The 26,772-nt window shown below is 69.5% G+C and carries 26 protein-coding genes; 13 read left to right on the top strand and 13 right to left on the bottom strand.

Annotated elements, in window-relative coordinates; translation table 11 throughout:
* The first annotated feature begins 77 nt into the window (after positions 1-77).
* Positions 78-794, top strand: a complete 717-nt coding sequence (locus tag HGB39_RS19085; RefSeq protein WP_005567348.1) for a response regulator transcription factor — start codon at positions 78-80, stop codon at positions 792-794.
* A complete protein-coding gene (locus tag HGB39_RS19080; protein WP_005567347.1) occupies positions 791-2,155 on the top strand; it encodes a sensor histidine kinase in 1,365 nt (454 codons plus the stop codon). Before HGB39_RS19085 ends, HGB39_RS19080 begins: the two co-directional genes overlap by 4 nt.
* 30 nt (positions 2,156-2,185) lie before the next feature.
* Here the strand turns inward: HGB39_RS19080 and HGB39_RS19075 are convergent, their stop codons facing one another.
* The 5 genes from HGB39_RS19075 to pdxH all read right to left on the bottom strand — a co-directional run bounded on the left by HGB39_RS19075 (position 2,186) and on the right by pdxH (position 7,332).
* Entirely contained in the window at positions 2,186-2,548 is a 363-nt protein-coding gene (locus HGB39_RS19075) for an FKBP-type peptidyl-prolyl cis-trans isomerase (protein WP_005244090.1), read from the bottom strand.
* Positions 2,549-2,595: 47 nt separating this feature from the next.
* Complete coding sequence (locus tag HGB39_RS19070) at positions 2,596-3,891, bottom strand: citrate synthase (RefSeq protein ID WP_005263314.1); 1,296 nt, start codon at positions 3,889-3,891, stop codon at positions 2,596-2,598.
* A gap of 428 nt (positions 3,892-4,319) precedes the next feature.
* Positions 4,320-5,279, bottom strand: a complete 960-nt coding sequence (locus tag HGB39_RS19065; protein ID WP_005567346.1) for an aldose 1-epimerase family protein — start codon at positions 5,277-5,279, stop codon at positions 4,320-4,322.
* 52 nt (positions 5,280-5,331) lie between these two features.
* A complete protein-coding gene (locus tag HGB39_RS19060; RefSeq protein ID WP_005567345.1) occupies positions 5,332-6,618 on the bottom strand; it encodes an MFS transporter in 1,287 nt (428 codons plus the stop codon).
* 42 nt (positions 6,619-6,660) lie between these two features.
* Positions 6,661-7,332 carry a pyridoxamine 5'-phosphate oxidase gene (gene pdxH / locus HGB39_RS19055; RefSeq protein WP_005263311.1) on the bottom strand — a complete coding sequence of 224 codons (672 nt, stop codon included), beginning with the start codon at positions 7,330-7,332 and terminating at the stop codon, positions 6,661-6,663.
* A 270-nt stretch (positions 7,333-7,602) separates the two neighbouring features.
* Between pdxH and HGB39_RS19050 the strand changes: the two genes are divergently transcribed.
* Positions 7,603-8,733, top strand: a complete 1,131-nt coding sequence (locus tag HGB39_RS19050) for a citrate synthase 2 (RefSeq protein WP_043790135.1) — start codon at positions 7,603-7,605, stop codon at positions 8,731-8,733.
* 41 nt (positions 8,734-8,774) lie between these two features.
* Positions 8,775-9,896, top strand: a complete 1,122-nt coding sequence (serC, locus tag HGB39_RS19045; RefSeq protein ID WP_005255313.1) for a phosphoserine transaminase — start codon at positions 8,775-8,777, stop codon at positions 9,894-9,896.
* Positions 9,897-9,960: 64 nt separating this feature from the next.
* Here the strand turns inward: serC and HGB39_RS19040 are convergent, their stop codons facing one another.
* The 6 genes from HGB39_RS19040 to HGB39_RS19015 are packed head-to-tail and all read right to left on the bottom strand — an operon-like array spanning position 9,961 to position 16,047.
* On the bottom strand, positions 9,961-10,446 hold the full coding sequence (locus tag HGB39_RS19040; RefSeq protein WP_005255312.1) for a nucleoside deaminase: 486 nt from the start codon (positions 10,444-10,446) through the stop codon (positions 9,961-9,963).
* Positions 10,443-11,423, bottom strand: a complete 981-nt coding sequence (locus HGB39_RS19035) for an ornithine cyclodeaminase family protein (RefSeq protein WP_064080925.1) — start codon at positions 11,421-11,423, stop codon at positions 10,443-10,445. Before HGB39_RS19035 ends, HGB39_RS19040 begins: the two co-directional genes overlap by 4 nt.
* Before the next feature lie 23 nt (positions 11,424-11,446).
* Positions 11,447-12,370: an ABC transporter permease gene (locus tag HGB39_RS19030; RefSeq protein WP_005571893.1), complete on the bottom strand. Its 924-nt coding sequence runs from the start codon at positions 12,368-12,370 to the stop codon at positions 11,447-11,449.
* Positions 12,367-13,485: an ABC transporter permease gene (locus HGB39_RS19025; RefSeq protein WP_043792781.1), complete on the bottom strand. Its 1,119-nt coding sequence runs from the start codon at positions 13,483-13,485 to the stop codon at positions 12,367-12,369. Before HGB39_RS19025 ends, HGB39_RS19030 begins: the two co-directional genes overlap by 4 nt.
* Positions 13,482-15,029 (bottom strand): ABC transporter ATP-binding protein, encoded by a 1,548-nt coding sequence (locus tag HGB39_RS19020; protein ID WP_005571895.1) that lies wholly within the window; start codon positions 15,027-15,029, stop codon positions 13,482-13,484. The genes HGB39_RS19025 and HGB39_RS19020 overlap by 4 nt, the downstream gene beginning before the upstream one ends.
* A 1-nt stretch (position 15,030) precedes the next feature.
* Positions 15,031-16,047, bottom strand: a complete 1,017-nt coding sequence (locus HGB39_RS19015; protein ID WP_005571896.1) for a BMP family protein — start codon at positions 16,045-16,047, stop codon at positions 15,031-15,033.
* Between the two features lie 176 nt (positions 16,048-16,223).
* On the opposite strand from HGB39_RS19015, the gene HGB39_RS19010 reads away from it, so the two are divergent.
* The 3 genes from HGB39_RS19010 (at position 16,224) to HGB39_RS19000 (ending at position 18,806) form a co-directional block, all read left to right on the top strand.
* Positions 16,224-16,970 (top strand): GntR family transcriptional regulator, encoded by a 747-nt coding sequence (locus HGB39_RS19010; RefSeq protein ID WP_005571897.1) that lies wholly within the window; start codon positions 16,224-16,226, stop codon positions 16,968-16,970.
* Between the two features lie 117 nt (positions 16,971-17,087).
* Positions 17,088-17,945 carry a septation protein SepH gene (sepH, locus tag HGB39_RS19005; protein WP_043792786.1) on the top strand — a complete coding sequence of 286 codons (858 nt, stop codon included), beginning with the start codon at positions 17,088-17,090 and terminating at the stop codon, positions 17,943-17,945.
* 72 nt (positions 17,946-18,017) lie between these two features.
* The gene (locus tag HGB39_RS19000; protein ID WP_168442936.1) at positions 18,018-18,806 is read left to right on the top strand and encodes a DUF6928 family protein; all 789 of its coding nucleotides are present in this window, start codon (positions 18,018-18,020) and stop codon (positions 18,804-18,806) included.
* A gap of 15 nt (positions 18,807-18,821) precedes the next feature.
* On the opposite strand, the gene HGB39_RS18995 is transcribed toward HGB39_RS19000, so the two are convergent.
* Together HGB39_RS18995 and HGB39_RS18990 are read right to left on the bottom strand one after the other, a co-directional pair.
* On the bottom strand, positions 18,822-19,112 hold the full coding sequence (locus HGB39_RS18995) for a DUF2537 domain-containing protein (RefSeq protein WP_039952940.1): 291 nt from the start codon (positions 19,110-19,112) through the stop codon (positions 18,822-18,824).
* Positions 19,113-19,114: 2 nt separating this feature from the next.
* The gene (locus HGB39_RS18990) at positions 19,115-19,921 is read right to left on the bottom strand and encodes a TrmH family RNA methyltransferase (protein WP_005255302.1); all 807 of its coding nucleotides are present in this window, start codon (positions 19,919-19,921) and stop codon (positions 19,115-19,117) included.
* A 70-nt stretch (positions 19,922-19,991) separates the two neighbouring features.
* Here HGB39_RS18990 and HGB39_RS18985 point away from each other — a divergent pair, with 70 nt between their 5' ends.
* From HGB39_RS18985 to HGB39_RS18960, 6 genes are all read left to right on the top strand, one after another.
* Positions 19,992-20,831 carry an SDR family NAD(P)-dependent oxidoreductase gene (locus HGB39_RS18985; RefSeq protein WP_005571901.1) on the top strand — a complete coding sequence of 280 codons (840 nt, stop codon included), beginning with the start codon at positions 19,992-19,994 and terminating at the stop codon, positions 20,829-20,831.
* A gap of 61 nt (positions 20,832-20,892) precedes the next feature.
* Complete coding sequence (locus HGB39_RS18980) at positions 20,893-21,786, top strand: AAA family ATPase (protein ID WP_005255298.1); 894 nt, start codon at positions 20,893-20,895, stop codon at positions 21,784-21,786.
* A gap of 5 nt (positions 21,787-21,791) precedes the next feature.
* Positions 21,792-22,907, top strand: coding sequence for a vWA domain-containing protein (locus HGB39_RS18975; protein WP_064080132.1), 1,116 nt, complete (start codon positions 21,792-21,794; stop codon positions 22,905-22,907).
* Between the two features lie 96 nt (positions 22,908-23,003).
* Positions 23,004-23,534, top strand: a complete 531-nt coding sequence (locus HGB39_RS18970; RefSeq protein ID WP_005570244.1) for a (2Fe-2S)-binding protein — start codon at positions 23,004-23,006, stop codon at positions 23,532-23,534.
* Complete coding sequence (locus tag HGB39_RS18965; RefSeq protein ID WP_007301144.1) at positions 23,531-25,906, top strand: xanthine dehydrogenase family protein molybdopterin-binding subunit; 2,376 nt, start codon at positions 23,531-23,533, stop codon at positions 25,904-25,906. The genes HGB39_RS18970 and HGB39_RS18965 overlap by 4 nt, the downstream gene beginning before the upstream one ends.
* Positions 25,903-26,757, top strand: a complete 855-nt coding sequence (locus HGB39_RS18960; RefSeq protein WP_005244134.1) for an FAD binding domain-containing protein — start codon at positions 25,903-25,905, stop codon at positions 26,755-26,757. Before HGB39_RS18965 ends, HGB39_RS18960 begins: the two co-directional genes overlap by 4 nt.
* The last annotated feature ends 15 nt before the right edge of the window (positions 26,758-26,772 follow it).

Raw genomic sequence — 26,772 nt, 5'->3', positions numbered from 1 at the left:
ACGAGTGTACGGACGAGACACGCTCCCACAACTGCCATCCGCACGCTCAGTGGTCGCGCCCACGGCACAATGCAGGAGTGACCGTCACCGACTCAGCCAGTGTCCTCGTGGTCGACGACGACGAGGACGTGCGGACGTCCCTCGAACGCGGCCTGCGCCTGTCCGGATTCACCGTCCTCACGGCCGTCGACGGCGCCGACGCGCTCCGGGTGGTCAGCGAACGACGTCCGGACGCGATGGTGCTCGACATGAACATGCCGGTCATCGACGGCACCGGCGTCGTGACCGCGCTCCGCGCGATGAACAACGACATCCCGATCTGCGTGCTCAGCGCACGCGACACCGTCGACGACCGCATCTCCGGCCTCGAGTCGGGCGCCGACGACTACCTGGTCAAGCCGTTCGTCCTCGCCGAACTGATCGCCCGCATCCGGGCGATGCTGCGGCGGCACGGAACGACGGCCGCCGCCCCCGCCGACTCGCCCGCGACCCCACCGATCCGCGTCGGTGCGCTGGAGATCCGGACGTCCGCACGCAGGGTCTTCATGGCGGGCGAGGAGGTCATTCTGACCAAACGGGAATTCGAACTCCTCGAGGTGCTCGCCCGCAACGTCGGCATCGTCCTGAGCCGTGAGCGGCTCCTCGAACTGGTGTGGGGGTACGACTTCGTCGCCGACACCAACGTGGTGGACGTGTTCGTCGGCTACCTGCGTCGCAAGTTCGAGGTCGGTGGTCAGCCGCGCATCCTGCACACGGTGCGCGGAGTCGGATTCGTGCTCCGGGAACCGTCGTGAAACGGTCGTTCTCCCTCCGAACCCGCGTGGCCGCCGCGACCGCGCTGGGGGCGACGATCATCGTCGTGGCGCTCGGCATCCTGGTGTCGCTGGCGATCAACCGGAACAACCTGTCGCAACTCGACCGGCGACTGGAGACGGCGTCGGACGTTCTGGTTCCCAACGCCGCCACCGCCGGTCTGTTCCTCGGGGCACTCGGCGACAAGGGTGCGTTCGCCATCACGATCCGTTCGGCCGACGGCGACACCGTGCTCGTCAGTACCCCCACCCAGCTGCCCGAACTCGACCCAGGCCAGCAGACCGTCGAGGTGGGTGACACGAAGTACCGGGCGTACACCGCGACCGTGCCGCTCCTCGGCACCCGGATCTCCCTGGCCGTGCCGTACGCCGAAGCCCAGGACGTGACGTCGGAGCAGCAACGTCAGGTCCTGCTCGTCGGAGTGCTCGCCATCGCCGCGGCCAGCGGTCTCGGCTGGTTGTTCGGCGGTCGTGCCGTGCGCCCGCTGGTCGACTTGACCGGCCGCATCGTGCGCCGCGAACCGAAGTTGACGCCCACGACATCCGGTGTCCGGGAGGCGGACGAACTGGCGTCCGCCGCGGAGTCGATGCTGCGCGACGTCGCGGAGGCGCAGGACGCGACCACCGCCGCGCTCGCCACCGCACGCGACTTCGCCGCAGTCTCGGCACACGAACTCCGGACCCCGCTCACCGCGATGCGCACCGACCTCGAGGTCCTCACCACTCTCGACCTGACGCCGGAACAGCAGCACGAGATCCTCCGCGACGTCGCCCGCTCACAGGACCGGGTGGAATCGACGCTGTCCGACCTCGAGCGGCTCGCCCGCGGCGAACTGTCCACCGACAAGGACTTCGTGGACTGCGACCTCGTCGACATCAGCGACCTCGCCGCCGAGGAGGCGATGCGCCACAATCCGGGGCTGCAGGTGACCGTCGACGCAACCCCGGTGACGGTCCGGGGCATGCCCGGTGGACTGCGCCTCACTTTGGACAACGCCATCAAGAACGCGGTCCGGCACGGCGGCGCGACCGCGGTGACGATCACGCTGAGAGCGGCCGACGGCATCACCACCGTCGTCGTCGACGACAACGGCTCGGGGGTGCCCGAGGCCGAACGGGCGGTGGTCTTCGAACGGTTCCACCGCGGGTCCAACGCGACGAAGAGCGGGTCGGGCCTCGGCCTCGCGCTCGTCGCGCAGCAGGCGGCACTGCACAACGGCAGCGCACGTTTCGAGGTCAGCCCGCTCGGCGGCGCACGGCTCGTCGTCGAACTCCACACGGACACGACACACGAGCCACCGAGACCGGAGACATGGAGAGCAGAAAGCCCCGCCTCACCTTGAGGTGATGCGGGGCTTTTCGTGCTGCGGAGACTATTCCTTCACGTCCAGCAGGTCGATCATGAAGACCAGCGTCTTGCCGGACAGCTGGTGTCCGGCGCCGGCGGGACCGTAGGCCAGCTCCGGCGGGATCGTGAGCTGACGACGTCCGCCCACCTTCATGCCGGGGATGCCGTCCTGCCAGCCCTTGATGAGACCGCGCAGCGGGAACTGGATGGACTCGCCGCGGCTCCAGGAGGAGTCGAACTCCTCGCCGGACTCGAACTCGACGCCGACGTAGTGCACCTCGACGGTGCCCCCGGGGACGGCCTCTGCGCCGTCTCCGACCACCACGTCCTTGATGACCAGGTCGGTCGGGGCGGGTCCGTCTTGGAACTCGATCTCGGGCTTGGTCATATGTCCTCCTCGGTGAGGGCTCTATGGTTCGGCACAGGTATTCGCGATCAGCGACCTGTGACGTCCTTGTAGTCACGCTCGGTGTAACCGGTGTAGATCTGGCGCGGACGGCCGATCTTCGTAGCGGGATCTTCGTGCATCTCGCGCCAGTGTGCAATCCACCCGGGCAAGCGGCCCATGGCGAACAGAACGGTGAACATGCGCGTGGGGAAGCCCATCGCGCGGTAGATCAGACCCGTGTAGAAGTCGACGTTCGGGTACAGCTTGCGCTCGACGAAGTAGTCGTCGGTGAGCGCCGCCTCCTCGAGCGCCATCGCGATGTCGAGCAGCTCGTCGTCGCCGCCGAGCTTCTCGAGGATGGTGTGCGCCGTCTTCTTGACGATCGCCGCGCGCGGGTCGTAGTTGCGGTAGACGCGGTGCCCGAAGCCCATGAGCTTCACACCGTCTTCCTTGTTCTTGACCTTGCGGACGAAGTCGTCCGCGTTGCTGCCGCTGGCCTTGATCTCGTCGAGCATCTCCAGCACGGCCTGGTTGGCGCCGCCGTGCAGCGGGCCCCAGAGTGCGTTGATGCCACCGGAGATCGAGGTGAACAGGTTGGCGTCGGACGAGCCGACCAGCCGCACCGTCGACGTCGAGCAGTTCTGCTCGTGGTCGGCGTGCAGGATCAGCAGCATGTCGAGAGCCTTGGCGATCTCGGGATCGATCTCGTAGGGCTCCGCGGGGAAGCCGAACGTCATCCGGAGGAAGTTCTCGACCAGGTTCAGGGAGTTGTCCGGGTACAGGAACGGCTGCCCGACGGACTTCTTGTACGCGTAGGCCGCGATGGTCGGTAGCTTCGCGAGAAGGCGGATGGTCGACAGCTCGACCTGTTCCGGGTCGGCCGGGTCCAGGGAGTCCTGGTAGTACGCGGACAGCGCGTTGACGGCGCTGGACAGGACCGGCATCGGGTGTGCGTTCCGCGGGAATCCGTCGAAGAACCTCTTGAGGTCCTCGTGCAGCAGCGTGTGGCGCCGGATCCGGTCGGTGAACGACTCGAGCTGCGCCGTGGTGGGCAGCTCACCGTAGATCAGCAGATAGCTGACCTCGATGAAAGTCGACTTCTCGGCCAGCTGTTCGATCGGGTACCCGCGGTAGCGGAGAATCCCGTGCTCACCGTCGATGTAGGTGATCGCGGAGCTGGTGGAGGCGGTATTGACGAAACCCGGGTCCAGGGTGGTGTACCCGGTGCTGGCGAGCAGCTTGCCCAGTTCGATACCGTCATTGCCCTCGGTTGCCCTGGCAATGGACATCGTGTGCTCACCACCAGGGTAGGTAAGCGTGGGCTTTGTGTCATTGTCAGGCACGAAGCATCCCTCTCAAGCTCAAACCAATGAGTAACAACTTCATTCAGGTAGAAACTAGTCCCACTCTGGCCTGCGTGCCGAAGGCGGGTCCGCTCAGAGCCCGTGATCCGGGTCCGCCGCGGGATGCGCGGCGACCACCGAGAAGGGTCGTCGAACGGGATCGGCGAGTGTCCGATTTGCCCGCACGGCACGGGAGTGGAATCGGTGAGGGCCAGTTACGCGAGACTGGACTGGCCGCGTTACCTGCACAGATGCCGAAGACGGCGGAGAACGCACACCGCGATGCCCGACGCGGTGAGGGAAGGACGGAGCGTGACACAAAGCGCCGCGGCCGCGACAGACGAACCCCCGCCCGACGTATCGGCCGGACCGCGACCGGTGTTACACCGTCTCACCAAGTGGGCACTCGATGCTCGAAAGTTGAACCGCTACGCCACCGCGGACATGCCCCACACACCCGTCCACTGCTGCCCCGGAGCGAGCACCAACTGATCGATCCCGGAGTTGAACGCGTCCGGCGGGCACGTCATCGGTTCGAGCGCCAGCGCCCGCCCGCGTCCCGGATACGACTTCCCGGCCTCGGGATCCGCGACGAACGCCTGCAGCCAGCCGAACTCACGAGCCGCCCACAGGATCGTTCCGGTGCCGTCCGGCGCCCGCAATTCGTGCCGCGACCTGCCGTCCGCGTCGACGTCCAGTGCGCTGAACGGGGTGTCGAGCGCGACGCCCGCCAGCATGCGCGGGCTGGTGAAGTCGTATTCGGTGCCTGCCACGGGCCGCGAACCCCCACTCGGCAGCATGCGCTCGTCGAGAGGCAGCCGGGTGCCGGCGGACAGTCGCAGCGTGCACTCGTCGAGCGGGAAGTCGCCGGCGCGGACGTAGGAGTGGAAGCCCATCCCGAACGGTGCCGGGATGGCTCCAGTGTTGGTGGCGGTGTGCGTCACGGTCAGGCCGTCGTCGTCCACGACGTAGGCGACGGTGAGCCGCAGCGGGTACGGCCACCCCTTGTGGAGGCCGACGTCGATCGACAACTCGATGCGGTCGTCGGCGTGATTCACGACACGCCAGTCCCGGCGGCGGACGAATCCGTGACTGGCATTGCCGAATGTCGGCTCCGTGATCTCGAGTTGATGGTCGATGCCGTCGAAGACGAACTGGCCGTCGCGGATCCGGTTGGGCCACGGCGCCAAGATCAACCCTGCCGACAAGGGTGGCCGGGTTCCGATGTCCCACGTCTCGGTGAGCGCCATCGGCCCGTCCGGACCGTCCCATTCGAGTAGCCGTAGTCCGGCGCCGGTAGCCGCGATGCCGGCCCGGTAGCCGCCTCCCCGGATCTCGAATCCGGCCGTGGCAGGCCTGTCCGTCTTCGAAGACTGCGGTTCACCCATGCACTTCAGTGTGCCCGAGATGGGCGCGAGATATGTGATGGCGCACAGGAACCTAGCGGGTGACCTTGTAACGCACCAGTGCCGGGAACACGAGCGCGGCGATCACCACACCGACGACGACGAGGACGCCACCGCCCGCGGCCGCCACGCTCGTCCCGACCGCCGCGGCGGCCGCGCCGTGCACGACGTCACCGATCCGCGGGCCCCCGGCCACGACGACGATGAAGACGCCCTGGAGTCGTCCGCGCATCTCGTCCGTGGCGACCTGCTGGAGCATGGTGCTGCGGAACGCGGCGGAGACCATGTCGACGGCGCCGCCGAATGCGAGGAACGCGAGAGCAATCCACAACAGGACCGGACTGTCGCCGGGTGAGGCGATCCCCACCACCACGCCGAAGCCCACCATCGCAAGACCCCACAACACGATGCACACGATCACGGCGAGGCCCTGGCGCCGGACCCTCGGCAGCCAACCGGAGAACACCCCACCGGCCACCGCGCCGAAGGACATCGCCGCGAACAGCAGTCCTAGCGCCACACCGCCCGACGCCGGGTCGCCGAACGTGTCGTGCGCGATCTGCGGGAACAACGCCCGCGGCATGCCGAACACCATGGCGATGATGTCGACGACGAACGACGCGAGCAGCACCTTCTGCGTCGCGAGGTAGGCGAACCCGTCGAACACCTCGCGCAGCCCGGCCCGGCGCGACTCCCCCGTCGGCGGGATGGCGGGCAGCCGCAGCACCGCCCACAGTGTGGCCAGGAGGGCGATCGAATCGACGAGATACAGCGTCGACAGCCCCACCGTCGGAATCATCACGCCGGCGAGCAGCGGTCCGGCGATGGCGCCGAACTGCATGACCGTCATATTGAGCGAGTTGGCGGCGGCCAGCTGTTCCGCGGGGATGAGCCGCGGGATGATCGCGCTGCGGGTGGGCTGGTTGACCGCGAAGAACGCCTGTTGCAACCCCAGCAGTCCGAGTACCAGCCACACGTTGTCCAGTCCCAGCGCCGCCTGCACCCAGAACAACACCGACGTCACACCGAGTCCGACGGTGGTGATCGTCAGCAGTTTCCGCCGGTCCATGACGTCGGCCAGCGCGCCGCCCCACAAACCGAACACGATCAGCGGTACCAGCGCGAAGACACCGGTCAGACCCACGTACGCCGAGCTGCGGGTGATCTCGTACACCTGCTGCGGCACGGCGACGACACTGAGCTGCCCGCCGATCACCGTCACGATCCCGGCCGCCCACAGGCGGCGGTAGTCCCGGTTCTGCAGCGGCGCCGTGTCGGCGAGCAGCCGCCGCTTCTTCTTCTCGGTGACGGTGTCGGTCATTCTTCCCTTAGCTCGTTTCCCATGCTCACTATTCCCCGGCCGTCACGGCTGCAGTCGCTCCACCGTCCACGAGCCGTCGGCCAGCGACGTCCGGATGCGGTTGTGCATCCGGTTGGCGCGGCCCTGCCAGAACTCCACGACCGCAGGGCGGATCAGGATTCCGCCCCAGTCCGGCCGGACCGGGATGTCGACGTCGACGGGGAAGCGCTCCGCCGCGTGCAGCAGCGCGGCGTCCAGTTCGGCCCGCGAACCGATTGGCTTCGACTGTTCGGACGCCCACGCCCCCAGCCGGGATCCGCGGGGCCTGCTGTGCCAGTACTCGTCCGTGACCTCGGCACTCACGCGCTCGACTGGACCGCGGACGGTGATCTGCCGGGCGACGGGCACCCAGGTGAACGTCACCGACGCGTAGGGCACCGCCTCCAGCTGGCGGCCCTTGTCCGAGTCGTAGTTGGTGAAGAACAGCACACCGTCGGCACTCAATCCCTTGCAGAGGACGGTGCGGGTGCACGGATGTCCGTGCTCGTCGACGGTTCCGAGTGTCATCGCGTTGGGTTCGGGAACCCCGGCCTCCACGGCGTCCTCGAGCCACAGGCGCATCAGGGGAAGCCAGCCGTCGCTCAGCTGGTCGGCGTCCAGATCGGAGTCGACGTACCGTCCGTCAGCGCCCTGGTGTGCATAACCGACGCGCATGGCCGCGAGGTCCTTGTTCACCGGTTTCGGCTGTTCTGCATCTGGAGACACAGCCGAGAACGCTACTCCCGGGTATGCACTGATCAACTCTCCGGTGACACCGGCTAAAGTTTTGGGGACCGAACCCGTCCCCTCGGATTGCAGCCGCGATCGTGCGATGCCCGGGGAAGGGAAGTCGATTGCGCGGACGAGGGTGCCTGCCCATCCCGCATGCACGCCCAGCGCAATTGTCGAACGCCGAGACAGTGCCGCTCTGACCGGGGGCACTCGAACGAGGAGAGTCCACGAGCTATGTCAGCTAGCGCGGCAATACCGGACGATTTCGTCAGCGGACTGGAAGGCGTGGTCGCGTTCACCAGCGACATCGCCGAACCCGACAAGGACGGCGGCGCCCTGCGCTACCGCGGCGTCGACATCGAAGAACTCGTCTCCAAGCACGTCACCTTCGGCAACGTGTGGGCCCTGCTCGTCGACGGCCGCTTCGGCCCCGGACTACCCCCGGCCGAACCGTTCCCCCTGCCCGTGCACACCGGCGACGTCCGCGTCGACGTCCAGGCCGGCCTCGCCATGCTCGCCCCCATCTGGGGATACCAGCCCCTCCTCGACATCGACGACGACACCGCCCGCGAACAACTCGCCCGCGCCTCCGTCATGGCCCTGTCCTACGTCGCCCAGTCCGCCCGCGGCATCTACCGGCCCGCCGTCCCGCAGAGACGCATCGACGAGGCCAAGACCGTGACCGAACGGTTCATGGTCCGCTGGAAGGGCGACCCCGACCCCGCCCACGTCGCCGCCATCGACGCCTACTGGGTCTCCGCCGCCGAACACGGCATGAACGCGTCCACCTTCACCGCCCGCGTCATCGCCTCCACCGGCGCCGACGTCGCCGCGTCCCTGTCGGGGGCGATCGGCGCGATGTCCGGCCCGCTGCACGGCGGCGCTCCGGCCCGCGTCCTGCCGATGATCGAGGACACCGAGAAGTCCGGCGACGCCCGCGCCCTGGTCAAGGGCATCCTCGACCGCAAGGAAAAGCTGATGGGCTTCGGGCACCGCGTCTACCGCGCCGAAGACCCCCGCGCCCGGGTGCTGCGCGCCACCGCGAAACGCCTGAACGCCCCCCGCTACGAGGCGGCCGCCGCCCTCGAGCAGGCCGCCCTCGCCGAACTGCGCGAACGCCGCCCCGACCGGGCCATCGAAACCAACGTCGAATTCTGGGCCGCGGTCATCCTCGACTTCGCCGAGGTCCCCGCGCACATGATGCCCGCGATGTTCACCTGCGGCCGCACCGCCGGCTGGTGCGCCCACATCCTCGAACAGAAACGCCTCGGCAAACTCGTCCGCCCCGCCGCCATCTACACCGGACCCGCACCCCGCACCCCCGAATCCGTCGAGGGCTGGGACCAGATCGCCCACACCAGCTGACCGTCTCCCCCGCCAGAACCAGTAAGGAACAGAAAGTAGCGATGACCTCCACACCGATCATCCCCGCAGACCTCCTGCCCGCCGATGGACGTTTCGGCTGCGGACCGTCGAAGGTTCGCCCCGAACAGCTGCAGTCGCTGGTCGAGGTGGGCTCCTCGGTGTTCGGCACCAGCCACCGCCAGAAGCCTGTCAAGGACGTCGTCGCCAGCGTGCGGTCCGGCCTCGCCGATCTGTTCTCCCTGCCCGAGGGCTACGAGGTGGTGCTCGGCAACGGTGGCACCACAGCGTTCTGGGATGCGGCCGCGTTCGGCCTGATCCGGGAGAAGTCGCTGCACCTCACGAACGGTGAGTTCAGCTCCAAGTTCGCGTCGGTCGCGAAGAACAACCCGTTCATCGGCGACCCGATCGTCGTCTCCGCCGACCCGGGCAGTGCTCCCGAGCCGGTCTCGGATCCGTCCGTCGACCTCATCGGCTGGGCGCACAACGAGACGTCCACCGGTGTCGCGATTCCCGTCTCGCGTCCCGCGGGCTCGGAGAATGCGCTCATCGCCATCGACGCCACGTCCGGCGCCGGCGGCCTGCCGGTGAACGTCGCCGACGCCGACGTGTACTACTTCGCCCCGCAGAAGTGCTTCGCCGCCGACGGCGGACTGTGGATCGCGCTGATGAGCCCGAAGGCGCTCGAGCGCGTCGCGGAGATCAAGGAGTCGGGTCGCTGGACCCCCGACTTCCTGTCGCTGCCCATCGCCGTGGACAACAGCTCCAAGGACCAGACGTACAACACCCCGGCGGTCGCGACGCTGCTGCTGCTCGCCAACCAGATCGACTGGCTGAACGGCAAGGGTGGCCTCGACTGGGCCACCTCGCGTACCGCCGATTCGTCCTCGCGCCTGTACCAGTGGGCCGAGGCCAGCGACTACGCCACCCCGTTCGTCACCGATCCCGCTCACCGCTCGCAGGTGGTCGGCACCATCGACTTCGACGACAAGATCGACGCGGCTCAGGTGGCGAAGATCCTGCGCGCCAACGGCGTCGTCGACACGGAGCCGTACCGCAAGCTGGGCCGCAACCAGCTGCGTGTCGGCATGTTCCCGGCGATCGATCCCGAGGACGTCTCGCAGCTCACGAAGAGCATCGACTGGGTCGTCTCGCAGCTCGGCTGAGTCCCGGCACCCACGTCCGTCAGCCCCCGCCACCTCGGTGCCGGGGGCTGACGGCGTTCGGGGGTCAGTCCGTGTCGAGGAAACGGTGGAACGGTGCGAGCGCCTCGTCGCCGAGATGCGGTCCGCTGACCTCGATCTCGACGCTCGCGGACTCGAGCACGTCGGAGCAGCCCAGCGTGAACCGGGGGCCGTCCGGGAGAATCCGGGAGAAGTCCGCGGACGACGCCGCGTAGACAACCCGCGTGATGCCGGCCCACACCATCGCCGCACTGCACATCGGGCACGGCTCACCGCTGGCATACATGGTGGCGCCGACGAGGTCGCCGGTGCGTCCCTCACCGCAGGCGGTGGTGATCGCGTCGAGTTCCGCGTGCTCGGTGACATCGGCGGACGTCGCGACGGAGTTGGCGCCCTCGCTGATCACATGACCGTCCGCCCCCACCGCCACCGCACCGAACGGTCTGTTGCCCGCGTCGCCCGTCTCGTCGGCGAGTTCGATGGCTCGCCGCAGGTGCGCAAGGTCCACGTCGTCGACATCGCTCTGGCTCATCGACTCAGATCCACTTCTGTTCCGACGCCCCGTTCCCGGGCTCTGTCGATCAGTATGCGCGCCGCGGCGAGGTCCTGGAGGCCGATCCCGACGGAGTTGTACAGCGTGATGTCCCGATCGGAGGTGCGGGCGACGGTGCGGCCCACGATCACGTCGCCCAACTCCACGGCGACGTCGCCCTCGCTGATCGCTCCCTCGGCGAGCGCCAGCAGCGTCTCTCCCGATTTGGTCATGGTGGTGGCCACCGAGTCGACGACCACCCGGGCCCGTCGCATTCCCTCGCCGTCGATCTCCCGGTGGTCCGCGCGCGGGGGCGCACCGACGGCGTTGACGTGCAAGCCTTCGCCGAACCAGGCGCCCCGCACGATCGGGTCCCTCGACGGCGTGAGCGTGCAGAGGACGTCGGAAGACCGGGTGACCGCCTCGGGCGAGTCCATCGGCTTGACCGAGATGCCGAGATCCTCTGTTCGGCTGCGGAATTCCTCGACCGTCGCGTCCGAGCGCGACCACACCAGCACCGTCTCGACGTCCGACACCCGGGTGATCGCCCGGGCGTGTTCGACGGCGAGGGTCCCGGCGCCCACCAGCCCCAGCACGCGGCTGCCTCGGTGGGCGAGGTGTTTCGTGGCCACGGCGCTGGCGGCGGCGGTGCGCACGGCAGTGATCAGGCGGCCGTCGAGCAGGGCCTCGCACTCACCGGTGTCCGCGGACGCGACCAGTACGGCCGAGCGTTGGACGGGCAGACCGCGGGAGGCGTTGCCGGGAAGATCGACCAGCATCTTCACCGCGGCCGCGCCGGCCGACTGAGCCGCCGCGACCATCGGGACGAAGGCCGCGGACTGCAGGGTCATGGCGGGTGGGGCGGGTGCGGATGCCGTCCCGGCGGCCAGGTCGGCGTGCGCCCGTTCCACCGCGGCGAACACCTCGGCGCGGTCGATGAGGCCGGCCACGTCGGAATGGGAAAGGATCAGTGTCACAAGAGTTTCCTCGCTGAGATCGATCAGGACGCGCGCGCGAACGCGACGGTCAGGTTTGCGGGTGAGCGGCTGTTGCGGATGAATCCACTGACCGCGACGATCGCGATCACGTAGGGCAGCATGACGAGCAGGGCGAACGGGACGCTGACACCGAGCGCGGGCAACGCGAACTGGAGCGCCTGCGCGATCCCGAAGAACACGGACGCCCAGATCACGCCGAGCGCGCGCCACCTGCCCGCGATCACCGCCACGACGGCGAGGTACCCGATTCCGGCGGTCATGTTGTCGCTGAACGAGCGCACCTCGGACAGCGCGAGCTGCGCGCCGGCCAGTCCCGCCGTCAGTCCCGCGACGAGCACGCACAGGTAACGGATCTTCCGCACCGGCAGTCCGCTCCAGTCTGCCGCCTTCGCGTCCTCCCCGACCGCGTCGACGACGAGACCTGCCCGGGTCCGGCGGGACAGGGTGACGGCCAGCAGCCCGACCACCGCGAAGCAGAAGTAGCCGAGGGCCGTCTGCGAGAAGAGTGCCGGTCCGAGGATCGGGATCCGGTGCAGCAGCGGGATCTCGACGACCGCGAAACCCGGGGCATTCTGCCCCTTGCCGTCCGCGAGGAGCAGCCGGGCGCCGTAGGTGGTGGCACCGAGGGCGAGGGCGTTGCTCGCGATGCCCACCACGATCTGGTCGGCGCGCAGCGTGACGCTCAGCAATGCCTGCAGCAGTCCGAACAGCACCCCGGCCGCCAATCCGGCCGCGAGGCCGCCCACCGCGGATCCGGTGGTGACGGCGCCGAGCACGCTGGCGAATGCCCCGGTCAGCATCATGCCCTCGAGGCTGAGGTTCAGTACGCCCGCCCGCTCGCTCACCAGTTCCCCGCTCGCGGCCACCAGGATCGGGAGTGCGAATCCCACGCCGCTGACGGCGATGTCCGACACCGTGTTCATCATTGCTTCGCTCCAGCCAGGTCGGGGACGTCGTGGGTCTTCGCCGTCGTCGCGGCCGCGGATCTCGATCTCCGGCCGGTCGCGGTCCACAGCACCGCTCCCGCGATCAGGATGATCATGAGCGATTCCACGATCGACACGGTCGATGCCGGAACACCGGCTGCGAGTTGAAGATTGATTCCGCCGGACACGAGGAAGCCGAGCAGCAGCGACACGGCGCCGACGGCGAGCATGGAACCGCGCGCCAGGAGTCCGACGACCAGCCCGGAGAACCCATAGCCGGAGGAGAATCCTTCGACAAGCACGAACGGTGCCGTCGCGACGAGGATCCCGCCCGCGAGCCCGGAAAACGCGCCGGCGCAGGACAGGCTGAGAAATCGCAGCTGTCCGACCGGCAGTCCCAGCCGCGCCGACGCATCCGGGTTCAGGCCGACGGAGCGCAGCCGGACGCCGACCGCCGTCCGGCGCAGGACAACGCCGACGATCAGCGCCGCGACCAGCGCGATCCACAGCGCGATCGTCCCCGGCGAGCGTTCGATCCCCAGCAGCGGTAGGTGCGCGGTCTCGATCAGCGGCGCGGACTGCGGCAGCGTCTCCGACGACGTGACGGGCTGGCGGAGGAGGCTGGGCTCGTGCACCATCAGCAGCACCAGCGCGAGGCCGACGAAGTTCAGCAGCAGCGTCGTGATGATCTCGCTCGTGCCCCGGCGGACCCGCAGGTACGCGGCGATCGCGGCCCACGACCACCCGGCACCGGCCGCGGCGAGGAGTACCGCGGTGACGGCGATCGGGGCGGGGGTGTCCTCCCCGAGAGCGGTGCCGACCGCGGTCGCGGCGATGCCGCCGACACACAGCTGGCCCTCGCCACCGACGTTCACCAGTCCGGCCCGGTGTGCGACGGTGAACCCGGCCGCGACGAGAGCCAGCACCGCGGCTGTGTTGAGCGAGACTCCGATCGCGTAGCTGCTGCCGAACATCCCCTCGGACAGAGCCTCGACGGTCTCGGGCACGGTGGCACCCGCGGCCGCGGCGAGGAGCAGTCCGACGAGTCCCGCGACCGCGATCGCGGCGACCGCCACGGGAAGTGGGTGGTGCACCCGGATTCGAAGTCGAGTCATGCCGCCGTTCCCGTCATCAGTTCACCGATGCGCTGCCCCGCAGTGGCCGCCGACGTGTCGACGGGCCCGAGCAGGGCCCCGCGGTAGCTGACGAAGATGCGGTCGCAGAGCGCGAGCAGTTCGGGGATCTCGCTGGACACGACCAGGACTCCGTTTCCCGCGGACGCGCAGCCGCGGAGTTGGTTCAGAACGAATTCGACCGCCCCGACGTCGAGTCCGCGGGTGGGCTGCGCCGCGACCAGACACTGCAGGTTCTCCGTCGACAGTTCGCGGGCCAGGACGACCTTCTGCTGATTGCCGCCCGACAGCGAACCCATGGATGTTCCCGGCCCGGGTGTCCGCACAGAGAACTGCTCGATCAGGTCCCCGGCCGCGGCGTCCATCCGGCGGCGGTCGAGCAGACCCATCCTGCGGAAGCGGTGCAGGCGGCCGAGGAAGAGGTTCTCCGACAGGGACAGTTCCGCCACCATCGCCTCTCGGTGGCGGTCCTCCGGCACCACCCCGAGACCGAGCCGGGTGCGTTGGGCCGGGGACGCCGACGTGATGTCGGCGTCGCCGAGCGTGACCGTGCCGGACTCGGGTCGGGTCGCCCCGGACAGCACGGCCACCAGTTCGCTCTGCCCGTTCCCCTCGACGCCCGCGATCCCGACGATCTCACCGGCCCGCACCTCGAGCCCCACGCCGGACAGGGCGACACTGCCGTCCGCCCGGGTGGCGCGGACGCCGCGGATCCCGAGGACGACGGGGCCGGTCGCCCACCGTTCGGGCGTCGCGCCGACATCGCTCTCCGCGCCGACTCCCGCCGCGAGCACCGGACTGAGTTCCGACACCGGTCTTCCGACCATCGCCGTCGTCAGCTGGGGGATCGTCAACTCCGACATGCGGCCCCCGCCTGCCACCTCGCCTCCCCGCAATACGGTCGCGGCGTCCGCGACGCGGGCCACCTCGCCGAGTTTGTGGGTGACGAGGACTACCGCCTTGCCCGCCGCCGCGACGGCCTGGCACGTCTCGATCAGGGCGTCGATCTCGCCGGGGTCGAGGACCCCGGTCGGCTCGTCCAGCAGGATCAACGAGGGGTCGGTGAGGAGGGCCTTCACGATCTCGACCTTCTGCCGCGCACCGATCGGCATGGCCGAGACCAGCGCGTCCGAATCGATCCGCAGGTGATAGTCGTCGGCGAGCCGATCGAGGCGGGTCCGCAGTTCCGCGCGGCGCAGTCGCAGCCCCCGTCCGGTGAGCAGCAGGTTCTCGGCCACGGTCATCGTGCCGATGAGACTGAAGTGCTGATGCACCATCGCCACGCCGTCCGCCATCGCAGCCGCGGGCGAAGCGGGCGCGTACCTGCGACCGGAGAGGGTCATCGTTCCGGTGTCCGGTCGCAGACCGCCGTAGACGACGTTGCAGAGCGTCGACTTCCCGGCCCCGTTCTCCCCGAGGATGCAGTGCACCGTTCCGGGTTGCACCGACAGGTCGACACCGTGGAGGGCCCGGACGTCGCCGAAGCTCTTCCCGATTCCCGTGAGTTGGAGTGCTGGTGTGCTCATGTCAGCCCGCTCGGTAGGGCTCGACGGCGCCGGTGGACAGGGCGGTCTTCGCCTTGTCGAGTGCGTCGGCGACGGCGGGGTCGGCGCCGCAGAGCAGGAAGTCGGTGCCGCCGTTCGGTGACGTGAGGCCGAAGGCCACGTTCTCGGCCTTCCACGTCCCGTCCAGGGTGGACCGGACGGCGTACTCCACTTCCTTACCGATGTCGGTGTGCACGTACCCGATGTAGGCGGGGTTCGAGCAGTCGCCGGGAATCGGGCCGCCCACCATCAGGGCGCCCGACTGTGTGGCGGCCTGTTCCAGACCGGACTTGCCGAGGTTCACGATCTGCCCCACCGCGCCCGCGCCGGCGCCGTAGTTGGCGAGCGCGGCCTGCTTCGCCTTGGCCGGGTCGTTGAAGTCGCCCAGGTACTGCGGGGTGAGCACCTGGGTGCCGGGCCGCGCGAACTCGGCGCCGTTGCCGAAGGCCTTCGCGGCGTTCACGATGGCGGGCAGTTCGACACCGCCGACGAACGACACGGACGGGGTCTCGGACGCCGTCGCCGCGACCGCTCCGCTGAGGAACTCGGCCTCCGCCTGCTGCGGGTCGTAATAGGCGAGATTCGGCAGCGGGGACGCGTCGGCGGGTCCGCCGATCTCGACGAACTTCACGTCGGGGAACTGGGGTGCGACCTTGCGGACGTCGGCGTCCGTCTGGCCGCCGAGCGAGACGACGAGGTCGTTCGCGGTCGCGAACCGTACCAGGGCCTGCTGATAGTCGGCGGCGGCGACCTGCTCGACGTAACTCAGCTCCAGCCGGTCACCGAGGGTTTCCTCGAGACGCTGGTAGCCGAGATACCCCGATTCCATGAAGCCCGTGTCGGACACGGAGCCGGGGAAGAACACCCCGACGCGGAGGGTGTCGCCGGAGGCGGTGCCTGCGTCCGTCGACCCGCAGGCCGTCAGGGTCGCCGCGAGAGTCGCGGCCGCGCACAGCGCGGGGACGAGGGTTCGGGCTCGGGCGGAGAGGGTCGTGTTCACGCGCTGGACTCCTTGACTCAGGAACCGCCACAGTTAGCGGTATACCGTTATTTGAATCTTGGGGGCGCGGCATTTCCGCCGTGTTACACAGACGTAAGGACCCGCATCCACCCGAGGGCGGCGCACGGACGGGTTCTACGGTGGCGGACGTGGCCACCACAACGACAGGAGACCGGGTGAACGGTGCAACCGACACGTCGGCGCCGAAGTCGCTGCGCGAGACCGCGTACGAAGAACTGCGTAGTCGCATCGTCAACCTGCAGCTCGCGCCGGGCCAGCGCCTGATCGAACGCGACCTCGCCGCAGAACTGCAGGTGTCCCGGATCCCGCTGCGCGAGGCCCTGCAACAGCTCCAGACCGACGGACTCGTCGTGATCGTCCCGCGTCGCGGGGCGATCGTCGCCCCGTTCGGCGTCGACGAGGTCCGTGACCTCTTCGACGTCCGCGAAAGCCTCGAGGTGCTCGCGGCCCGGCTCGCGGCGCAGCGAGCGGACGACTCCCATCTCACGGCGCTGCGCGACCAACTCACCGCGGCGCGTACAGCCACCGTTCGCGATGACAAGCCCGCCATCGCCGCCGCGAACGCCGCATTCCACGCCGTCATCGTGGAGATGTCCGGCAGTCCCCTGCTGCAGTCGATGCTGCAACCGCTCGCGACGCGCGTGCAGTGGTTGTTCCACCTCACCAAGGAACGCGATCCCGGACAGCAATGTGACGAGCACGCCGAGTTGTACGACGCGATCGCGGCGGGCGACGTCGACCGCGCCGCGGAGATCGCGTACCGGCACGTCGCCTCCGGCCGCGAACCCAGCCTCGAGCTGGCCGAACACTGGTCTGCACCAGCGATCGACCCGGTCGAGGCCACCCGCACAAGGCAGCGCACACCCCGCAGGAAGGACCGATCACGAAAGGACGAAGCCTAGCGCGCACGCGACGCCGGGACGGGATTTACCCGCGCGTGTCCTGCCGCGCGGGCTGTCACGAATGAATTACAGTTGCCCAGGTGCAAAGTCGCGAGCCGGCGCGATAAGGAGGTCAACGTGCGAGAGCTTCGAGTGATCGGTCTCGAGCCTGATGGATCGCACGTCGTGTGCGCAGATGCCAGTACCGGCGAAAAATTCCGGCTTCCCGCCGATGACAAACTCCGCGCCGCATCCCGCGGGGACATCGCTCGACTCGGCCAGATTGAGATCGAAATGGACAGTCAGCTCAGGCCCCGCGAAATCCAGGCCCGCATCCGTGCCGGCGCCTCCGTCGAACAGGTGGCCGACGAGGCCGGTATCCCCCTGGCGAAGGTGGAGCGGTTCGCGTATCCGGTCCTGCTCGAACGTTCCCGTGCGGCCGAGATGGCGCAGGGCGGACACCCGGTCCGCGACAACGGCCCCGCCGTTCCCACTCTCGCCGAGATCGTCACGCAGGCGTTCCGCGCGCGGGGGCACAACATCGACGACGCCACGTGGGATGCGTGGCGCGACGAGGACAATCACTGGGTCGCCCAGCTGCAGTGGCAGGCCGGTCGGACCACCAACGCGGCGCACTGGCGGTATCAGCCGGACGCGCACGGTGGCACCATCGTCGCGCTCGACGACACCGCGTTCGACCTGATCGATCCCGACTTCGGCCGTCCGCTCCGCGGATTGGCGCCGGTGGCGTCCGACGAGCCGGAGCAGCTCGAACTCGCCGAGTTCCCCACCGAGGTGGAGGTGCCGACGATCGAGCCCGAGGAGATCATCGAGGCCGATGTCACCGAGGAGCTCTCGGACGAGCCCGCCCCGTCCGAGGAACCCGCCGCACCCAAGATCGCCCCGCACCAGACGAACAACAAGGACAAGCGCGGCAAACCCGCCCTCCCGTCATGGGACGACGTCCTGCTCGGTGTCCGCAGCAGCGGACGGTGACCGTCTGCGCGGTGATCAGGCCGGGAACACGGTCGGGGTCGTACTCTTTCAGGAAGACACCGGAAGAGAGGGATGACCGTGGGGGCCAAGGTATCAACGATCTGGTACGTCGACGTCCCCGACCCTGCGGCTGTGCTGCACGGCCACCCGGATCCTGATCCGGGCGCGGCGCAGCAGCTCGCCTCCCGCCTCTATCCCGATCTGGTGGCCACCCCCACCGGTCCGGTTCCGCTGGTCGAGGCCGCGCGGCTCGATGCCGCCGGGACCGTGCACATCGGTTCCTACCCCGGTGTCACCGTCGTGTGCGGGCCCGACCTGGCCGTCCCCCGACCGTCGACTCTGCCCGAAACACGCATCCGGCCCACCGAATTCGCGAAGACGTATTATGTGGCGTCCAAGCCCGACATCGCGTGGGGCTCGTTCGCGATGTGGGAGGACGGGCACCTGACGCGGTCGTTCAGCGCGACACCGGTCCACATCCACGAGGACCTCGGTATCCCCCTGGTGTGGGAGAGGCCGTTCTGGGCGGGCGACTTTCCGCTGAAACACCCGGCGGGTGTCCTGCCCGACCCGCAGTCGCTGCCGTTCCACCCGCAGCAGTTCGCCGAGGGCGCCAACCGGGAATGGCTGGGCTTCCGGTACACGGGCGCCCCCGAGGGCACCGAGATCGACCCGAAGACGCTCACCGTGCTCGGTTTCACCGTTCACCCGCCCGGCGAGGGGCCCGAGATCGAGCCTGCCGTCGAGGCGGAACAACCCTCCCCCGCCCCCGCCCCCGCCCCCGATCCCGGCCCGGTGCCGGCACCCGCTCCGCCGCCGGCTCGCAAGGGCGGACTCCTCCGCCGTTACTTCGGTTTCTGACGACTCCGGCCGGAGTCAGGCGGCGCCGACGAGCAGCGCCGTCCAGCCGGCGACAACCCCGGCCGCGGCCCCGTACACCAGCCACCGCCAGACCGATGCCCGGCGTAGTCGCCACACCGACGGTGCGACCCCGGCCACCACGACGAGTTCGAGGATCACCGCCAGGGCGGGGTTGATCCGCGCGAGCTGCGAGCCGAAGGCCATGACCGCGACCGCCACCACGACCGCGGCGAAGCCCGCCACGAGGAGTCCGGTCGACCACGGTGTCCCCGTCGGCGGCGGAGACGGGGAATGAGGGTGCAGCATTGTCACCGGCCCGTGCGGACGCGCTCGTAGAACGCCATCGCCGCCGCCGTCGCGACATTGAGCGAGTCCGTGCCGGGTGCCATCGGAATGCGGGCACGAATGTCCGTGGCCCGCATGGCGTGTTCGGTGAGGCCGGGGCCTTCCGCGCCGAGCAGCAACGCCACCTTCTCCCCCGTCATCGCCTCGGCCAACGTCACCGCCTCGGGGTTCGGGGTCAACGAGATAAGCTGGAAACCCCGCTCCCGCAACGCGTCCAGGTCGTGCGGCCACTTCGTCACGTGCGCGAACGGAACCCGGAGAACGTGCCCCATCGACACCCGGACCGCCCGGCGGTACAGCGGGTCGGCGCAGCCCTTGCCGAACACCACGGCGTCGACGCCGAGCCCTGCCGCGTTGCGGAACATCGAGCCCAGGTTCTCGTGATCGTTGACGCCCTCGAGCACCGCGACCGTCCGGGCATGCTCGAGCACGTCCGGCAGTTCGAGCGGCGTGGGGCGGCGCGCCGCCGCGAGCACACCCCGGTTGAGGTGGAACCCGACGACCTCGGCCATCACGTCCGCCGTCGTCCGATAGAACGGCACGTCCACGTCCGCGAGGTCGTCCGTGAGTTCCTCCAGCCGCCGATCGACGCCGAGCAGCGCGATCGGGTCGAACCGGGACGTGAGCAGGCGCTGCGCCACCAGCACGCCTTCCGCGATCACCAGACCCTTGCCCTCGGGGAGGTCGGGACGGCGGTCCGAGGAATTGAGATCGCGGAAGTCGTCCAGCCTGGTGTCGGCCGGATCTGTTATGTCGATGACGTGAACCACCGGTCCATCGTGCCGTATGCGGGGCGTCACAGCGTTGACTCCCCTCCACCGACCGCGAAAGCTCGGAGGAATGAAGCAACTGCAGGGACGCACGGCTCTGGTGACCGGCGCCTCCGGCGGTCTCGGCCGCGTCGTCGCCCGGGCCCTCGCTAGGGAGGGCGTCGCCGTCGCGGTATCCGGCCGGCGTGCGGACCGCCTCGCGGACATCGTCGGAGAGCTGCGTGCGCTGGGTGTGCGTGCCGAGGCCGTGCCCGCGGACCTGGACCGGCTCGGTCAGCTCGATTCGCTGATCGACCGCGCCGAGGCGGCGGTCGGCCCCCTCGACCTGCTGGTGAACAACGCCGGCGTGGAGAACGTCTCGGCCTTCACCCGACTCGACCCCGGCGAGCTCACCGCCATGGTCGACGTGAATCTCACCGCGCCACTACTTCTCACGCGCCGTGTGGTGCCCGGGATGCTGGGCCGCGGTCGCGGTCACGTGGTGTTCATCTCGTCGCTGGCCGCGAAGATCGGTCCGGCGTACTGCGCGCCGTACGCCGCGACGAAGGCCGGATTGATCGGTCTCACCCAGTCGCTGCGCGCGGAGTACGCAGGCTCGCCCGTCGGTTTCTCCGTCGTGTGCCCCGGCTTCATCGCCGGCGACGGCATGTACCAGCGGATGACGGAACGCGGAATCAGGGCCGGCCGGATCACGGGCGAGACCAGCACCGACAAGGTCGCCGCCGCCGTGATCCGGGCGATTCGGCGTGACCGGCCCGAGATCGTCGAGAGCGGAGCGCCGATCCGCCCGCTGCTCGCCCTGTCACAGATCGCGCCGGGACTGGTCGAACGGGCGGCCGCGAGGTTCGGCGCCACCGCGATGTTCCGGCGGTTGAGCGAGGACCGCGGCAGGGTGGAGCCGGACGGTTGACCGCCGACGGGGTTGTCCGAGTCGCGTATCCGGGGGCCGGCACTCACCTAGGCTCGCGGGCGTGAGTGATTCCACGCCGACGATCGGTTCGCCAGCGGAACTGGCGCGGGCGCTCGACGCCACCGGCTACCTCGCCGACGACGGCGTCGCGATGGCCGCGTTCCTCGCCATCCGTATGGGACGTCCGCTCTTTTGCGAGGGCGAACCCGGCACCGGCAAGACGTCGCTCGCGGCCGCGTTGTCGGAGGCGTTCGGTCTGCCGCTGATCCGCCTGCAATGCCATGAGGGCATCGACGCCGCGCAGGCGCTCTACGACTGGGACTTCCCGCGGCAGTTGCTGCACCTGCGGACGCTGGAGGCGGCGAGCGACGGCACGCTCGAGGCCGACACGGTCGAACGCTCGCTGTACACCGAGCGGTTCCTGCTGGCGCGCCCCTTGCTGCGGGCCCTCACCGAAGCGCCGTGCGTGCTGCTCGTCGACGAGATCGACCGCGCCGACGACGAGTTCGAGGCATTCCTGCTGCAGGTCCTCGACGAGAATGCCGTCACCATCCCCGAACTGGGCGAGGTGCGGGCGGCGACACCACCGCTGGTGGTGCTCACCTCCAACCGCACCCGCGAGGTGCACGACGCCCTCAAACGCCGCTGCCTCTACCACTGGCTCGAACACCCCGATCTGGCGCGGGAGGTCGCGATCCTGCGCCGCCGCATCCCCGGAATCGGGGCCGAACTCGCCGGCCAGGTCGCCCGGGCCGTCCACTCCCTGCGCGAGATGGAACTGCTCAAGCCGCCGGGGGTGGCCGAGTCGCTGGACTGGGCGCGCGCACTGCGGGAACTCGATCGGGACGTGCTGGACGCGGAGACCGCCGCCGCGACGCTCGGCGCGGTCCTCAAGTACCGCGAGGACCTCGAACGGGTGGCCCGGGTCGGACTGGACCGGCTCCTGGCGGGGTGAGAGGCGTGTCCACGACCCCGGACAGCGGCGACCCGCTGGTGGGCATCGCCGGGTTCGCGCACGCCCTCTCGGCGGCGGGACTGTCGGTCGCGTCGGACGCCGTCGCCGCGTTCACGCGAGCCCTCGGCCAGGTGGATGTGGGCGATCCGAGCCAGGTGTACTGGGCGGGTCGCGCGACGCTGTGCCGCGGTCCCGACGACATCCCGCGGTACGACTCGGCGTTCTCGGCCTGGTTCGGCGGTACCGTCCCGGCTCGCACGCCGCGGTCCGGGGAGCAGCCTCGCCGCGCCAGTATCGCGGCTCTGACCACGACGGAGGGCGGCGACACCGGTGGCGACGCGCCGCATCTGCGGGTCGCCGCGGACGACACCGAGGTGTTGCGCCACCGCGACATCGCCGACCTCACTGCGGCCGAGCGCGCGCACCTCGCCGAGCTGATCGCCGCCCTGCGCCCGCGGCCCCCGACCCGCCCGGCCATCCGGATGCGCCCGGCCCGCCGGGGCACCGTGGACCCGCGGCGCACCGTGCGGGGCATGCTCGCGGCGGGCGGCGAACCGGTGCGGCCGAGCCACCACCGCAAGGCAACCCGGCCGCGCCGGATGGTGCTGCTGATCGACGTGTCCGGATCGATGAGCCCGTACGCCGATGCGCTGCTGCGCTTCGCGCACGTCGTCGCCCGCGGCAACCCCGCAGGAACCGAGGTGTTCTCGCTGGGCACTCGGCTGACGCGGCTCTCGCGGGCACTGCGGGTCCGCGACCCGGAAGTGGCGCTCGCCGCCGCGGGCCGGGCCGTGCCCGACTGGGCGGGCGGCACCCGTCTCGGCGAGACGCTGCGCGCGTTCCTGGACCGCTGGGGCAGGCGGGGCGTGGCGCGCGGCGCCGTCGTGGTGATCTTCTCCGACGGCTGGGAGCGCGGTGACCCGACCCTGCTCGCGGAGCAGATGGCTCAGCTGCGCCGGCTCGCCCGCACCGTGCTGTGGGTGAATCCGCACGCCGGCGCGGACGGGTACGAGCCGGTGCAGTCCGGGATCGCGGCCGCGCTGCCGTACGTCGATCGTCTGCTCGCCGGCCACAGTCTCGCGACATTGCAGGAACTGCTCGAGGTCGCGCGCCGAACGTGACCGATCCGGAACCGGTTCCACGATTTCGGGTGTTGGTCGCGCTCCGTCGGCGCAGAGTAGGACGTATCACCTGAGGCTCCCGGCTTTGGAGGCGCGATGCGCATCACTGTCACCGTCGACGGAACTACATACACGGACGAGGTGGAACCGCGACTACTCCTCGTCCACTATCTACGGGATCGGCTCGGCAAGGTCGGCACCGTCATCGGCTGCGACACCGGAAACTGCGGGGCGTGCACCGTTCATCTGAACGGTCACAGCGTCAAGTCCTGCTCGGTGCTCGCCGTGCAGGCCGACGGCGGCGACGTCCTCACCGTCGAAGGCCTGTCCCGGAACGGGACGTTGCACCCCGTGCAGCAGGCGTTCCGCGACAATCATGCCCTGCAGTGCGGCTACTGCACCCCCGGCATGATCATGCAGACCCTCGACCTGCTCGCCGAGGAACCCGACCCGGACGAGCGGACGGTGCGGCTGGGGTTGGAAGGCAACTTGTGCCGCTGCACCGGGTATCAGAACATCGTCAGCGCGGTGCAGGATGCGGCGCAGCGGTTGCGCGGCGGCGGCACCACCGAAGCACCGACGGCGGATGCACCGAAGACCGACACCGCGCAGGGAGGTGTGCGATGACCGCCACCGCGGAACCGGAGATCGGGAAGGCCCGCACACGCAAGGAAGACGAACATCTGGTCACGGGCCGCACCCGCTGGACCGACAACCTCGTCCTGCCCGGCATGCAGCACCTGGCGATCCTGCGCAGCCCGTTCGCGCACGCCCGCATCACCGGTGTCGACGCCTCCGCCGCCCGCGAGATGCCCGGGGTCGTCGCGGTCCTCACCGGCGCCGATCTCGCCGACGAGCAGGGCAGCCTGCCGTGTGCCTGGCCGATCACACCGGACATGAAGTCGCCGCCCGCCCCGTCCCTCGCGGTCGACGGCGTCAACTTCGCCGGCGAGGCCGTCGCGGTCGTGGTGGCGCGCAGCGCGTACGAGGCGCACGACGCACTCGAGGTGATCGACGTCGAGTACGACGAACTGCCGGTCGTGCTCGATCTCGCGGGCGCGGCCGCCGACGGCGCCGACCTCGTGCACCCTGATCTCGGGACGAACGTCAGCGCCACCTGGACCTTCGACTCCGCGGAGGCCGGCACGGGCGGCGACGTCGAGCAGGCCATCCGCGACGCGGAGGTACTCGTCGAGCGCACGTTCCGGCAGCAGCGGCTGATCCCGGCGTTCATGGAACCCCGCTCGGTGGTGGTCGACCCGACCGGCGCCCAGATCACCATGTGGTCGGCCACGCAGATTCCCCACATCCTGCGGCTGATGCTGGCGATGACGCTCGACATACCGGAGCACAAACTGCGCGTGGTCGCCCCGGACGTCGGCGGCGGTTTCGGCGGCAAGCTTCAGGTGACGCCGGAGGAAGTCATCGCGCTGCTCGTCGCGCGGCGACTCGGCAAGCCCGTCAAGTACACCGAGTCGCGTAGCGAATCGATGGTCGCGGCGCATCACGGGCGCGACCAGATCCAGAAACTGACACTGGCCGCCCGCCGCGACGGCACCGTCACCGGAATGAAGGTCGAACTGCTCGCCGACATGGGCGGGTACCTGCGCCTGGTCACCTCGGGGGTGCCGATCCTGGGCGCGTTCATGTTCAACGGCATCTACAAGTTCCCGGCGTATCACTTCACGTGCACCAACGTCTTCACCAACAAGGTGCCCACCGACGCGTACCGCGGGGCGGGCCGCCCGGAGGCGACGTTCGCGATCGAGCGGATGATGGACGAACTCGCGACCGAGTTGTCGATGGATCCGCTGGAATTGCGGGCGAAGAACTGGATCACCCACGAGGAGTTCCCGTTCGACACCGTCGCGGGCCTGACGTACGACTCCGGTAACTACGAGGCCGCCACCGCGCACGCGCGGGAGTTGTTCGACTACGACGGGCTCCGGCGCGAACAGGCTGAGCGCCGCGAGCGGAAGGATCCGGTGCAACTCGGCATCGGGGTGTCCACGTTCACCGAAATGTGCGGGCTGGCACCGTCGCGCACCCTCGGCGCGCTGGCCTACGGGGCCGGCGGGTGGGAGCACGCGGCGATCCGGATGCTGCCCACCGGCAAGGTCGAGGTGGTCACCGGTTCGTCAGCGCACGGCCAGGGTCACGAGACCGCGTGGAGCCAGGTGGTCGCGGATCAGCTGGGGGTTCCGTTCGAGGACGTCGAGGTGCTGCACGGCGACACCCAGACCTCGCCGCGTGGCATGGACACGTACGGTTCCCGGTCTTTGGCGGTCGGCGCGATCGCCGTAGTGAAGGCCGCCGAGAAGGTGATCGCGAAGGCCAGGCCCATCGCGGCGCACCTGATGGAGTGCGCCGAGGACGATCTCGAGTTCACCGAGGGCCGGTTCCGGGTGAAGGGCACCGAGAAAGCTGTCGGCATCGCCGATGTCGCGCTCGCCGTGTTCGCCGCGCACGACCTGCCCGAGGGTGTGGAACCGAATCTGGACTCCGAGGCCGCGTACGACCCGGAGAACTTCTCGTTCCCGCACGGCACGCACCTGTGCGCGGTGGAGGTGGACACCGAGACCGGGAAGGTCGGCATCCGCTCCTACGTGTGCGTCGACGACATCGGGCACGTGGTCAACCCGCTGATCGTGGAGGGTCAGGTGCACGGCGGACTCGCCCAGGGCATCGCGCAGGCTCTGTACGAGGAGGCGGTGTACGACGAGTCCGGCACCCTCCTGTCGGGTTCGTTCGCCGAATATCACGTGCCGTCGGCGGCGGATCTGCCGACGTTCACCACGGGCCGCACCGAGACACCCGCCACCGGTAATCCGCTCGGCGTCAAGGGGGTCGGTGAAGCGGGGACGATCGCGTCCACCCCGGCCGTCGTCAATGCCGTCCTCGACGCCGTCCGCCAGTTCGGGGTGCGCGACGTCGAGATGCCGTGTACGCCGATGCGGGTCTGGAACGCCATCCACACCGCTCAGGGAGGTGCCCGATGATTCCGTCAAGCTTCGACTACGTGTCCCCGACCTCCGTCGAACAGGCGGTGGCCGCGCTCGCCGAGGCCGGGGAGGACGCCAAGATACTCGCGGGCGGCCAGAGCCTGCTACCGGTGCTGCGGCTGCGGTTGTCTTCGCCGAGCACCCTCGTCGACCTGGGCCGGATCGGTGAGTTGCGCGGCGTCCGCGACGACGGAGACAGCCTCGTGATCGGTGCGATGACCACGTACTACGACCTGATCCGCGACCCGCTCGTTCACGAGCACGCGCTGCTGCTCGTCGAGGCCACCCGCACCGTCGCCGATCCGCAGATCCGGCATCGCGGCACGCTGGGTGGCGCTCTGGCGCATGCCGATCCGGCGGGCGACCTCTGCGCCCCCGCACTGGCACTCGACGCCACCCTGACCGCCGTGGGTACCGCGGGCAGGCGGAGCATCCCGGTCGCGGACTTCTTCGAGGGCTACTACACCACCACGCTGCGACCGGACGAGATCCTCGTGGACGTGCGGGTTCCCAAGCACACCGGCTGGGAGGCGCGGTACGAGAAGTTCAACACGGTCGCGGAGGCCTGGTCGATCGTGGCGGTGGCCGCGACGATCCAGGTCGACGGCGGCACGATCCGGCAGGCCCGGGTGGCGCTGACCAACATGGGGGCAGTGCCGGTGCGGGCTCGCGGTGTCGAGGACGCGCTCGTCGGCAATGCCGCCGATCCGGAACTGATCCGGGCGGCGGCCGAACACGCCGCCGAGGGCACCGACCCGATCACCGACGGCAACGCCGACGCCGAGTACCGCAGCCACCTCGCGAGAGTGCTGACCCGGAGGGCGGTGGCGACGGCGGTCGGCGTCTGAACGGTTGCGGCAGCC

The organism is Rhodococcus opacus (genome assembly GCF_012396235.1).
GTDB lineage: Bacteria > Actinomycetota > Actinomycetes > Mycobacteriales > Mycobacteriaceae > Rhodococcus_F > Rhodococcus_F opacus.
The sequence above is the reverse complement of the archived record's forward strand: the minus strand, read 5'-3'. Positions and strand labels throughout refer to the sequence as shown.